Source organism: Phenylobacterium sp. (genome assembly GCF_046290725.1).
In the GTDB taxonomy this organism is placed as follows: Bacteria; Pseudomonadota; Alphaproteobacteria; order Caulobacterales; family Caulobacteraceae; genus Phenylobacterium.
Window position 1 is genome coordinate 776,102 of record NZ_JBKBUH010000001.1, and the last position, 12,078, is coordinate 788,179.

Here is a 12,078-nt window from a genome sequence, read left to right on the forward strand (position 1 = left end):
CGGCAGCTTGGCCGCCGCTCCTGTCTTCCGAGAAGTTCGATGCGTCCTGCGCTGATCGCCCTTTGCCTGTTCCTCTTCGCCCTGCCGGCGTACGCCGACGACCGGACGCTCGATGCGCTGATCGCGGACTATGAGGCCTTCATGCTGGCCGACGACCCCATCGAGGCCGGGCGCCAGGGCGACCGGGCGGCGCTGTCGCGCCTGCCGGACGTCACGCCGAGGGCCGATGCGGCCCGCAAGGCGGCGCTCACCGGATTCCAGGGCCGGCTCGCCGCGCTGGCCCCGGAGAGCCTGTCGGAGGAGGGCCGACTGAACCGCGCCTTCCTCGACTGGACATTGGAACGCCAGCTTCGCTCGCTCGCGTTCGACGAGGCGCGGATGCCGTTCAATTCGGATGGCGGCTTCCACCGCATCATGGGCTACCTGGCCGCCTCGACCCCGATGCGCACGCACGAGGACGTGCGCGCCTGGATCGACCGGCTGAACGCCCTGCCTACCTATTACCGCGCCCACATCGCCAACGCCCGCCGAGGCGCGAGAGCCGGTTTCACTCAGCCCCGCTCCACGGTGGAACAGGTCCTGGCGATCGCCCGCGCCCAGGCCGCCGCGCCCGTGGAGAGCGACCCCCTGCTGAAACCTGTCGACGAGGCGCCCCTGCCGGAGGCCGAGAAGGCGTTTCTGCGGGCCGAAGCCCTCAGGATTGTCCGCAACCACATCCGCCCGGCCCAGGCCGAGTTCGTCACCTTCCTGGAGCGGGAGTACCTGCCTGCCGCGCGCAGGAGCCTCGGGGCGCGCAGCCTGCCGGACGGCGAGCGCTACTACGCTTGGCTGGTCCGCGACCACACCACCACCGACCTCACGCCCGACCAGATCCACGCCAACGGCCTGACTGAGGTGGCGCGGATCCGCGCCGAGATGGAGGCGGTGATCGCCGAGACCGGATTTTCCGGCGACTTCGCTGCGTTCCAGGCTTTCCTACGCAGCGAGCCGCGCTTCTATGCGGAGTCGCGCCAGGATCTTCTGGAGAAGGCCTCGGAGATCGCCAAGCGCATCGACGACCAGCTGCCGGCCTGGTTCGTCACCCTGCCCCGCCTGACCTACGGCGTTCGGCCGGTGCCGGCGGAGATCGAGGCCGGCTACACCACTGGCCGCTACTTCTCCGGCAACCCCAAGCTCGGGCTCGCGGGGGGCTACATGGTCAACACCTACGACCTCTCCCAGCGGCCGCTGTACGAGCTGCCGGCGCTCACCCTGCACGAGGCGGTTCCCGGCCATCACCTGCAGATCGCGCTCTCCCAGGAAGCCGAGGGCGTGCCGCTGTTCCGGCGGGAGGCGGGCGTCACCGCCTTCACCGAGGGCTGGGGCCTCTATGCCGAGAAGCTGGGCGGCGAGATGGGCATCTATCGCGACGCCTATGAGCGCTTCGGACGCCTCTCCTACGAGATGTGGCGCGCCTGCCGGCTGGTGGCCGACACCGGCATCCACTGGAAGGGCTGGAGCCTGGAGGAGGCGCGGCGCTGCTTCGCCGAGAACTCGGCCCTCTCGCCCCTGAACATCGAGGTGGAGCTGGCGCGCTACGTCTCCTGGCCGGGCCAGGCGCTGGCCTACAAGACCGGTGAGATGAAGATCGTCGAACTTCGCGAGACGGCGAAGGCCCGGCTCGGCGAACGCTTCGACATCCGCCGCTTCCACGACGCCGTCCTGCTGGCCGGGCCTCTGCCGCTGGAGATGCTCGAGGCGCGCATTGAGGCCTGGATCGCGGCGGAATCGCAGCGGCCTTGAATCTCCAGATGCTCCCCTCTGGGGGAGCCGTCAGGCGCAGCCTGACTGAGGGGGTCCTCAGGCCGGCCGCGGCGTCGCAAGCGCCCCGTAGAGATCCGTCCGCCGGTCGCGGAAGAAGCCCCAGGCCGCCCGGTGAGTGGCCAGGAAGTCCAGGTCGAACTCCGCCGTCAGAACGCCCTCGTCCTCGCGGCCGAAGGCGGCCACCAGGTCGCCCCGGTGGTCGGCGATGAAGGACGAGCCGTAGAAGCTCTGGCCGCCGCCCGGGTAGCCGTCCCAGGGTTCGAAGCCGATACGGTTGGCGCCGACCACCGGGATCACGTTGGAAACCGCATGGCCCTGCATGGCCCGGCGCCAGGGCGCAGCTGTATCCAAGGTCGGGTCGTGCGGCTCGGATCCGATGGCGGTGGGATAGAGCAGGATCTCCGCGCCCATCAGGGTCATGGCGCGGGCGGCCTCGGGGTACCACTGGTCCCAGCAGATGCCGACGCCGATGCGTCCGAACCGGGTGTCCCAGACCTTGAAGCCGGTGTCGCCGGGGCGGAAATAGTACTTCTCCATATAGCCCGGCCCGTCGGGGATGTGGCTCTTGCGATAGACGCCCATGGGCGAGCCGTCGGCGTCCACCATCACCAGGCTGTTGAAATAGTGCGGCCCTTCGCGTTCGAAGATCGAGATCGGCAACACCACGCCCAGCTCCGCCGCCAGGGGCGCCAGCGCCGTCACGCACGGATGCTCCCGCCACGGATAGGCGGTGGAAAACCAGCGCTCCTCCTGCGCCACGCAGAAATAGGGACCCTGGAACAGTTCCGAAGGCAGGATCACCTGGGCGCCGCGCGCGGCCGCCTCGCGGATGAAGCCGGCCGTCTTTTCGATGTTGGCCGCCATGTCGTCGCCATAGGCGGTCTGGATGGCGGCGGCGGTCAGCTTGCGGACCATCAGGCGGGCTCCTGCTGGGTGATGCAGTGGAAGGATCCGCCGCCGGTGAGGACGGCGTTTGACGGAAGTCCGATCACCTCCCGATCCGGGAAGACCGACTTCAGGGCCTGGAGCGCCAGGTCGGCGGCCTGGCCCTGCGCATAGACCGGCATGATCACCGCCCCATTGGCGACGATGAAGTTCATGTGGCTGGCCGGCGCGGCGCCGCCCTCGTGGCTTTCGATCCAGCCCGGAGAGGGCACGCGCACCACTTTGAGCCGGCGCCCGGCCGCATCGGTCGCCGCAGCCAGCCGGCGGGCGGCGTCGTCATAGGCCTGCGCGTTCACGTCGCCGCGGCCGAAGGCGACCGGGCAAACCGCCACGCCCGGCGCGACGAAGCGGGCCAGGTTATCGACATGACCGTCGGTGTGGTCGTTGGCCAGGCCCTCGCCCAGCCAGATGGTCTTCCGGGCGCCGAGCGCCTCTGCGAAGGCCGCCTCCGCGACCTGTTCCGTCCACCCGGCGTTGCGGTTGGGGTTCAGCACGCACTGGCCGGTGGTCAGCACCGTGCCTTCGCCGTCGTGATCGACCGCCCCGCCCTCCAGGATGAAGTCGTGGGCGACCAGCGGCGCGCCGGAAGCTTCGGCGATCTGTGCGGCCACCGTGTCGTCGTGGTCGAGCTGGTACTTGCCGCCCCAGCCGTTGAAGCGGAAGCCGTGCGCCCGCGGCCCTTCCGGCCCTTGCACGAAGATCGGCCCGGTGTCGCGCAGCCAGATGTCGCCGAAACGGCCGGGCACGATCTCGACGCCCGCCACCTCGCCCAGCAGGACGCGGGCCGCCGCCTCGCCTTCGGACGAGCCGGTGAGCAGGCGCACGCGCTCGCGCCCGGGGCCGGCCAACGCGCGCGCCAACGCCGCGACCTCGGCCTGGGCGGGCGCCAGATCCTCTTCCCAGAGCTCCGCATGGCTGGGGAAGCCCAGCCACATCGCGCGGTGCGGCGCCCATTCGGCAGGAACGCGTACGGTCATCGGCCCTCTCAACGGTTCGGACGCGCGCAGATGGGCGGACGCGCCCGTCACGTCAAGCGCGGCAAAAGAAAAGGGCGGCCGCATCGCTGCGGCCGCCCCGATCTTCCACGTCTCGCCGAGGATTAGAATTCGGCGTGCAGCGTGAGGATGAAGGTCCGGCGATAGCCCGGCTGGGCCAGGGCCGTACCCGTCAGGTTGGTGGTGATGTCGCCAAGGTAGCGCTCGTCGAACAGGTTCCGGACGTTGGCCTGGACGTAGGTCTTTTCCATGCCGAACCGGTCGAGCTTCCAGCGGACATCGAGGTCCCAGAGGCTGTAGCCGGGGAACTTCTCGGTATTGACCAGGTTCGTCCAACGGTCGCCGACGAACTTGCCCTGGACGCCGAGACTGATGTCTTCGATCGGCTCCCACTGGACGCGGACGCCGCCCTGGACCTTGGGCACTTCGTAGAGAGACTTGCCCTTGGTCGCCAACGGAGGTTGGCCGGCGCTGGTGGCGGGGATGTCGTTCTGGATCTCGGACTCGATGTACGAGAGCGAGGCGTAGAACGACAGGGTGTCGGTCGGCTGGAAACCGACCTGACCGTCGATGCCCCACAAGTTCACGTCGCCGACGTTCTGCGAGAAGGCGATGCCGGCGGCCTCGTCGAACACCCGCTCGATGCGGTTGCTGAACTCGTTGCGCCACACGGCGACCGCGCCCATCACCGGGCCGTTCTGGTAGCGGAGGCCCAGGTCGTAGGCGTTGGCTTCTTCCGGACCCGGATCGACGTCGTCGCGGTCGTAGAGGTCGTCGGTCCGCGGCGCCGACAGCGTTTGGGCGAAGCTCGCGAACACCGTCAGGTCCGGCGTGATTTCGAAGCTCGCGCCGACGTTCGGCAGAACCTTGTCGTACTTCCGCTCGAATGAGCGCGGCTGGCCGTAGAAGAAGCTGTTAGTGGCCGTCGTGTTGAAGAAGGCGCGGTAGGCGGCGAGGTTGGCGCCGGTCAGCAACTGCGATCCCGAGGCCGTGCCGGCCAGGGCCGAGGTCGGGAACACCACCAGCGGCCGGCCCGAGCCGTCATTGGTGCCCGGCACCACGAAGGGCGTCTGGGTGGTGCAGTAAGCGTTGAACGTGTCGCGCTGGTAGCAGAAGTTGTTCAGCTCGCGCTTGAAGAAGGGCATCCGCAGGCCGGCGTTGACCAGCAGCCGGTTGTCCACGAAGCGACCACGATATTCGATGGCGAACTGATTCAGGATCGCGACCGAAGCGCGGTCGCGGCGGCGGAGGTTGGTGCCGTCCGGAAGCGTCACTTGGCGGCCGTAGCCGTCCTTGCCGCCGAATACGTCCTCCACATGGCCGTTCTGGTCGATGTAACCGGCGTCGCCGGTCTGGCGATGCTTGGCCCGGTCGAAGGTGTAGGCGGCGCGGACGCTCTGGTTCTCGGCAAAGCGCCAGATGAGCGAGGAGGTGACGCCGTAGCGGCGGGTGTTGGTGGTGTTCGGACGATAGAGATAGACTGAATCCAGGAAGTCGCCGTCGCCGTTCAGGTCGACGCCGGTGGCCGTGGAGTTGCCGATCAGCTGACGGTCGGTTTCGGAGAACGCCTGCACGCCGCCGCCGTTGGCCAGCACGTACTGGAACGAGGGGTCGACGGTGAGCGTCAAGGTGTCGCTCAGCTTCCAGCTCGACAGACCCCGGATATTGCCGGTGTTCGAGGGGTTGATGTTGAAGTCGTAGAAGTTGGTCGGGCAGACGCCGCCGACGTTCTCAGCCTGGGCGCCGGGCCCCGGGGTCGGGCGCACGCAGCTCGTGGGGTTCACCATGCCGGTGTCCGGCCCGCCGTTGGCGTTCACGCCGCGGCGGTTGAAGGTCGCCAGGTTCATCCGGTTGATGAAGTTGTTGCGGTTCTCGTTGTAGTTCAGGATCAGGCTGGCCCAGCCGATCTCGCCGAAATCCTGGTCGATCCGGGCGTTGAACTGCTTCTTCTCGATCTGGCCCTTGGGCTTGATCGGGGAGTTATGCGGCTTGAACAGATCGTTGGTGGTGTAGAGGCCGGAGATCCAGGCCTTGGTGCCGAACGGGCCGAGCGCACCGGTCTCGATGGTGGCGTAGTAGCGCTCGAAGCTCCAGCTGCCGGCGGCGATCTCCGCCCGGACGCCGAACTCCTCGGACGCGCGACGGGTGATGTAGTTGATGGTGCCGCCGGCGGCCGCGGCCGTCGGGCTGTCCACGTCGGTGGTGCCGAGGTTGACCGTCGCCTTGCTGATCAGGTCGGGCTCGAGCTGCTGGTTCGGATAGATGGCGTAGTTGCCGCTGTCATTCAGCGGAACACCGTCCTGCAGCAGGGCCACCCGCTGGGAGTCGAAGCCGCGGACCACGATGTCGCCGCCGGCCGAACCGAAGGGGTCGTTGTTGCTGAAATTGACGGCCGGCAGCAGGTTGATGCTGTCGAGAATGGTCTGGCCAGGGGCCTGGGTGGAGATGAATTCCTCGGTGATCGAGGCGCGGGACTTCGGCTCGCGTTCCGCGACGATCATGCCGGCCTGGTTCGCCGGGCCGGCGACGCCGGTGACCACCAGTTCTTCGACCTCGGCGGTCCCGGTGGATTGCGCAAGGGCGGACGTGCTTACGAGCAGGCCGGTGGCCAGCGCCGTCGACGCGTAGAGCGCGCGGCTGAACATTGATTTCATGAGAGATCCCCTATCCATCAGACCGGGGATCGCATCCCAGACCCCCCCGAGTCCTGGCGCGTCCTATAGCGCGGAAAATGTCGTTGTGGGTGACGGATTTGTTACGGTGACGGTCTGCCGCGGGGCGAACGCCCGGAAAGGCGGCGCCTGTCGCTTTACAGCAACGCGGGCGCGCGCAACCCTGCCCGCCTCCCGGAGATCTTCGAGTGCCGCGCAATCCTTTGTCCGCCTACGGATTCGACAGCCCATGGCGGGCCGTCCTGCTGCTGACGGCCGCGATGACAGCCGTGCGGCTGGCTGCGCTGTTCCTCACCCCGCTGGAGCTCTATCCGGACGAGGCGCAGTACTGGCTTTGGTCGCGGACGCTCGACTGGGGTTACTATTCCAAGCCGCCGATGATCGCCTGGGCGATCTGGGCCACCACGGCGGTGGGAGGCGATTCGGAGGCCTGGGTGCGGTTGGCCGCGCCGCTGTTCCACGCCGGAACCACGCTTTGCGTCTATGCGGTCGGCCGGCGACTCTATGGGGCGGAGGCCGGCTTCGCGGCGATGGCGCTCTACCTGCTGATGCCGGGGGTGCAGCTTTCGGCCTTGGCGATCGCCACCGACGCGCCCCTGCTCCTGTTCCTCAGCCTGGCGCTGCTGGCCTATGTGGCGCTGATCCAGGCCGAACCGCGGCGTCGCCTTTGGTTGGCCGCGGGACTGGGCGGGGCGCTGGGCCTGGCCTTCCTGGCCAAGTATGCGGCGGTGTACGGGTTGATCGGCCTTGGCCTGCACGCGCTGGCCTCCAAGGACGCACGGCGGGCCTGGAGCCCGGCGGCGATCGGCGCGGCGGCCGGCGCCTTCCTGGCGGTGCTCGCCCCGAACCTCATCTGGAACGCCGGCCACGGCTTCGCCACCGTGCAGCACACCGCCGCCAACGCCGCCTGGGGCGGGCGGCGGCTGTTCAATTTCGAGGAATTGGCCGACTTCGTCGCCTCGCAGTTCGGGGTGTTCGGGCCGATCCCCTTTGCGGTGCTGATCGGCGGCGCGGCATGGCTGGCCTTGCGGCGGCGGCTGCAGCCGGCCGACATCCTGCTGCTCTGCTTCGCCCTGCCGCCGCTGCTGATCGTCACCGGCCAATCGTTCATCAGCCGGGCCAACGCCAACTGGTCCGGGGCCGGCTATGTCGCCGGCGCGATCCTGGCCGGCGCCTGGCTGATGCGCTGGCGGGCGCGAGGTTGGCTTACCGGGGCGCTCGCCCTGCAGGCTCTGGTCGCCGCCGTCTTCCTGGCCTGCGTCATCGTCCCGCCCTTCGCCGACCGCGTCGGCCTAGCCAATTCGTTCAAGCGGGCCAAGGGCTGGGCTCAGATCACCGACGCCATGGTCGAGCGGGTGCTGGCCGAGCCGCCCGGTGCGTTCAGCGCCGTGGCCGTCGACGACCGGTTCCTGTTCAACGCCGCGGCCTATTACGGGCGCGACGTGTTCGGCGATCCCAGCCAGCCGCCCTTGCGCATGTGGGTGCGCGAGATCACGCCCCAGAACCAGGCCGAGACCACCGCGCCCTTGACGCCGGAGCTGGGCGGGCGGGTGCTGGCCGCCAGCCTGGAGCCGGCTTTCCGCGAGGAAATGGCCCGCGACTTCCGACGCGTGTCGGCGCAGGAGATCGTCGGCGTCCGCCTGGACCGCAAGCGGCGGCGCAGCGTGGCGATCTTCGTCGGCGAAGGCTTCGCGCCCCAGCCGCGCGACCCTAGGACCGGTAAGCCGCTCCCCACACAGCCTTGAGCGCGCGGTCGCGGCCGCAGCCCTTTCGATAGCGCTCGTACTGGGCGGGGTTCTTGCGGGCGAAATCCTGGTGATAGGCCTCGGCCGGCCAGAAGGGCGAGCCGCGCAGGATCCGGGTGGCGACGGGCTTGCCGAGAACCCTCTCCACCTCCGCCTTGGCGGCGACGGCGGCCTGGCGCTCGGCCTCGGTCGTGACGAAGATCGCCGTCGTATAGCTGTGGCCGCGGTCGCAGATCTGGCCGCCGGCGTCGGTCGGGTCGATGTTGCGGAAGAAGGCGTGGACCAGGCGGGCGTAGCTGGTCTTCCGCGGATCGTAGGCGACCTCGACCGCCTCAAGATGGCCCTGATGGCTGCGATAGGTCGGGTTCGGACGGTCGCCGCCGGCATAGCCGGAAACGGCCTTCAGCACGCCCGGCTGCTTTTCCATGGCGTATTCGATGGACCAGAAGCAGCCGCCGGCGAAGACGGCTGTTCGGGTCGGCCCCGCAGCCCAGACCGGCGCGTCTATGGGCGCGGCGGCGGTGAGCAGGAAGACCGCAGTCAGGGCCGCGGCGGTCGCGGTGGGTTTCATGGCCGGGACCCTCGCACGGTGGAATGTCCCAACTAGGGCGCGCAGGCGCCTCGAGCGCAAGGGCGCCGTCGGTCAGGCCGTCTCGAAGGCCGCTTCGGTCTTGGCGCGGATTTCGTCCAACGCGACGCCGGGGGCGAGCTCCAGCAGCTTCAGCGGCGCCTTGCCGCGGGCCACGTCGAAGACGCCCAGATCGGTGATCACCAGATCCACCACCCCCTGGCCGGTAAGCGGCAGCGAGCAGGCGTTCACCAGCTTGGGCGCGCCCGACTTCTCCACGTGCTCCATGACCACGACCACGCGCTTGACGCCGGCCACCAGGTCCATGGCCCCGCCCATGCCCTTCACCATCTTGCCCGGAACCATCCAGTTGGCCAGGTCGCCGTTCGCCGCCACCTGCATGGCGCCCAGGATGGAGAGGTCGATGTGCCCGCCGCGGATCATGGCGAACGAGTCGGCGCTTGAGAAATACGAGGACGAGTCCAACTCGGTGATCGTCTGCTTGCCGGCGTTGATCAGGTCGGCGTCCTCCTCCCCCTCGTAGGGGAAGGGGCCCATGCCCAGCATGCCGTTCTCGCTCTGCAGGGTCACATGCACGCCGGCCGGGATGTAGTTGGCCACCAGGGTCGGGATGCCGATGCCCAGGTTCACATAGAAGCCGTCGCGCAGTTCGCTCGCGGCGCGGGCGGCCATTTGGTCACGGGTCCAGGCCATGTCAGGCGCTCGCCTTCTCTTCGCGGGGACGCGTGGTGACGCGTTCGATCCGCTTCTCGTAGACCGCGCCCTTCAGGATCCGGTCCACATAGATCCCCGGCGTATGGATGTTGTCCTTGTCGAGGGCGCCGATCGGGACCAGCTCCTCGACCTCGGCCACGCAGACCTTGCCGGCCGTGGCCATCATCGGGTTGAAGTTCCGCGCGGTCTTCCGATAGACGAGGTTCCCCTCCGCATCGCCCTTCCAGGCCTTGACGATGGAAAGGTCGGCGACCAGGCCGCGCTCCATCACATACATCTCGCCGTCGAACTCGCGGACTTCCTTGCCCTCGGCCACCAGGGTGCCCACGCCGGTCTTGGTGAAGAAGGCCGGAATGCCCGCCCCGCCGGCGCGGATGCGCTCGGCCAGCGTGCCCTGCGGATTGAATTCCAGCTCTAGGGCGCCCGAGAGGTAGAGCTGCTCGAACAGCTTGTTCTCGCCCACATAGGACGAGATCATCTTCTTGATCTGGCCGCTTTCCAGCAGGACGCCGAGGCCGAAGCCGTCCACCCCGCAATTGTTGGAGACCACCGTCAGGTCCTTGGTCCCCGCCTGGCGGATCGCCGCGATCAGGTTTTCCGGGATGCCGCAGAGGCCGAAGCCCCCCGCCATGATGGTCATGCCGTCGAAGAGCAAACCGCTAAGGGCCTCGACCGCGTCGTTCCGAGTCTTGTCCGCCATGGAAGCCCCTTTAAGCCGCGGCGCGCCAAATCTCAACGGTTGATGAATTAACTCCGCACGAACGCCCGCGGCGCGCCGAGCCTGCACGCCGCGGGGCCGCCTCGCCAGCGGAAAGGGGCGTCAGCCGGTCAGCGGACGAAGGATGATCTCCACCCGGCGGTTCTGGGCCCGCCCTTCGGCCGTGGCGTTGGAGGCGATGGGCTGGTCCTCGCCCCGGCCGGCGACATAGAGCCGATCGCGCATCACCTGGCGGCTGATCAGGAAATCGGCCACCGAGGCCGCGCGCCGCTCGGAGAGCCGCTGGTTGTAGTCCGCCGCCCCAGTGGAATCGGCGTGGCCGACCACGTCCACCATGGTCTGGGGATAGGCGTTCAGCGTGCGGGCGACGTCCTCCAGCACGGGAAAGAAGCGCGGCTGGATGTCCGCCCGATCGACCGCGAAGGTCACGTCGCCGGGCATGTTCAGGACGATGTTGTCGCCCTGGCGGTTCACGTCGACGCCTGTACCGGCGAGCTGGCGGCGCAGCTCCGCCTGCTGGCGGTCCATGTAGTTGCCTACGGCGGCCCCGGCGAGCGCGCCGACGCCGGCGCCGATCATGGCGTTCTTGCGCCCCTGTTCGCTGCGGTTGGTGTTGGTCAGGTAGCCGAGGGCCGCGCCGCCCAGCGCACCCGCGATGGCCCCCGTGGCGGTATTGTTGCGGACCGGCGCTCCGGTGTAGGGGTCCGTCGTGGTGCAGGCGGCCACCGCCCCTGCGCCGAAGATACATGCCGATAGAGCGATCAGTTTGCGCATCGCTTGCTCCGTCTCTTGCGTCCCCGCCCGCCAACGCGGGGGGCAAAGCCAAGGTTCCCCGGCGGGACATGACGCCGGATGAGGGAAGAATTGTGACCAGCGCCATCCACCCCGTTTCCTACCGCCGGTTCGACGAGGATTTCGGAGGCTTCTCCCAGGACCTGGGGGGCTCCTTCGCCCGCTACGGCTTCGCCGTGGTTTCCGATCACGGCCTGCCGCAGGCGCGGATCGAGGCCGCCCTCGACGCGGCCAAGGCCTTCTTCGCCCTGCCGGAAGAGACCAAGCGGAAATACGCCGGCGTCGGCGGCCAGCGCGGCTACACCCCCTTCGGCATCGAGACGGCCAAGGGCGAGCAGCACTTCGACCTGAAGGAATTCTGGCACACCGGCCGCGACCTGCCGCCAGGCCACCCCTTCCGCGCCTTCATGCCCGACAACGTCTGGCCCGAAGAGGTTCCGCAGTTCCAGGCGGAAGTCGGCTGGCTGTTCGGCACGCTCGACGCCATGGGCCGCAAGATCCTGGAAGCCATCGCCGCCTATCTGAAGCTCGACCGGCATTTCTTCGATTCGACGGTCGACCAGGGCAATTCGATCCTGCGCCTGCTGCACTATCCGCCGGTGCCGAAGGACGGGCCGAACATCCGCGCCGGCGCGCACGAGGACATCAACGTCATCACCCTGCTGCTGGGAGCCGAGGAGGCGGGTCTCGAAGTGCTGGACCGCGACGGTCGGTGGCTGCCGATCAACCCGCCGCCGGGCGCGCTGGTCATCAATATCGGCGACATGCTGCAGCGGCTGACCAACCACGTCCTGCCCTCCACCACCCATCGGGTGGTGAACCCAGCACCGGAGCGTCGGGGCTTTTCGCGCTACTCCACGCCGTTTTTCCTGCACTTCAATCCGGACTACGAGATCCGCACCCTGCCCTCGTGCGTGACGCCGGAGCATCCGGACCGCGGCGCGCCGCCGATCACGGCCGACGAGTTCCTCAAGGAGCGCCTGCGGGAGATCAAGCTCCTGTAGGCCGCCGCGACCTGTCGTCGCGAAGGCCCGAACACCGTTCGGATAATGAGGAAAATTTAACGTAAGGGCAGGCAGTCTCCGGCCTCAAAACGAGTCCGGGG

General features: G+C 68.5%; 10 protein-coding genes. 3 read left to right on the top strand and 7 right to left on the bottom strand.

Features of this window, described 5'->3' with window-relative positions; all coding sequences use genetic code 11:
- The first annotated feature begins 39 nt into the window (after positions 1 to 39).
- On the top strand, positions 40 to 1,782 hold the full coding sequence (locus ACK41C_RS04150) for a DUF885 domain-containing protein (protein ID WP_409650780.1): 1,743 nt from the start codon (positions 40 to 42) through the stop codon (positions 1,780 to 1,782).
- Positions 1,783 to 1,839: 57 nt separating this feature from the next.
- Here the strand turns inward: ACK41C_RS04150 and aguB are convergent, their stop codons facing one another.
- The 3 genes from aguB to ACK41C_RS04165 form a co-directional block, all read right to left on the bottom strand.
- Complete coding sequence (aguB, locus tag ACK41C_RS04155) at positions 1,840 to 2,718, bottom strand: N-carbamoylputrescine amidase (protein ID WP_409650782.1); 879 nt, start codon at positions 2,716 to 2,718, stop codon at positions 1,840 to 1,842.
- Complete coding sequence (locus ACK41C_RS04160; RefSeq protein WP_409650784.1) at positions 2,718 to 3,725, bottom strand: agmatine deiminase family protein; 1,008 nt, start codon at positions 3,723 to 3,725, stop codon at positions 2,718 to 2,720. The genes aguB and ACK41C_RS04160 overlap by 1 nt, the downstream gene beginning before the upstream one ends.
- A gap of 122 nt (positions 3,726 to 3,847) precedes the next feature.
- Entirely contained in the window at positions 3,848 to 6,397 is a 2,550-nt protein-coding gene (locus ACK41C_RS04165; RefSeq protein ID WP_409650786.1) for a TonB-dependent receptor, read from the bottom strand.
- Positions 6,398 to 6,603: 206 nt separating this feature from the next.
- On the opposite strand from ACK41C_RS04165, the gene ACK41C_RS04170 reads away from it, so the two are divergent.
- Positions 6,604 to 8,160, top strand: coding sequence for an ArnT family glycosyltransferase (locus ACK41C_RS04170; RefSeq protein WP_409650788.1), 1,557 nt, complete (start codon positions 6,604 to 6,606; stop codon positions 8,158 to 8,160).
- On the opposite strand, the gene msrA is transcribed toward ACK41C_RS04170, so the two are convergent.
- The 4 genes from msrA to ACK41C_RS04190 all read right to left on the bottom strand — a co-directional run bounded on the left by msrA (position 8,126) and on the right by ACK41C_RS04190 (position 10,955).
- Entirely contained in the window at positions 8,126 to 8,731 is a 606-nt protein-coding gene (msrA, locus tag ACK41C_RS04175; RefSeq protein ID WP_409650790.1) for a peptide-methionine (S)-S-oxide reductase MsrA, read from the bottom strand. The two genes, ACK41C_RS04170 and msrA, sit on opposite strands and share 35 nt — an antisense overlap.
- 72 nt (positions 8,732 to 8,803) lie before the next feature.
- On the bottom strand, positions 8,804 to 9,442 hold the full coding sequence (locus ACK41C_RS04180; protein WP_409650792.1) for a 3-oxoacid CoA-transferase subunit B: 639 nt from the start codon (positions 9,440 to 9,442) through the stop codon (positions 8,804 to 8,806).
- A 1-nt stretch (position 9,443) separates the two neighbouring features.
- Positions 9,444 to 10,163 (bottom strand): CoA transferase subunit A, encoded by a 720-nt coding sequence (locus ACK41C_RS04185; RefSeq protein ID WP_409650794.1) that lies wholly within the window; start codon positions 10,161 to 10,163, stop codon positions 9,444 to 9,446.
- A 120-nt stretch (positions 10,164 to 10,283) separates the two neighbouring features.
- Entirely contained in the window at positions 10,284 to 10,955 is a 672-nt protein-coding gene (locus ACK41C_RS04190) for an OmpA family protein (protein ID WP_409650796.1), read from the bottom strand.
- A gap of 89 nt (positions 10,956 to 11,044) precedes the next feature.
- On the opposite strand from ACK41C_RS04190, the gene ACK41C_RS04195 reads away from it, so the two are divergent.
- A complete protein-coding gene (locus ACK41C_RS04195; RefSeq protein WP_409653894.1) occupies positions 11,045 to 11,977 on the top strand; it encodes an isopenicillin N synthase family dioxygenase in 933 nt (310 codons plus the stop codon).
- Positions 11,978 to 12,078: the final 101 nt, after the last annotated feature.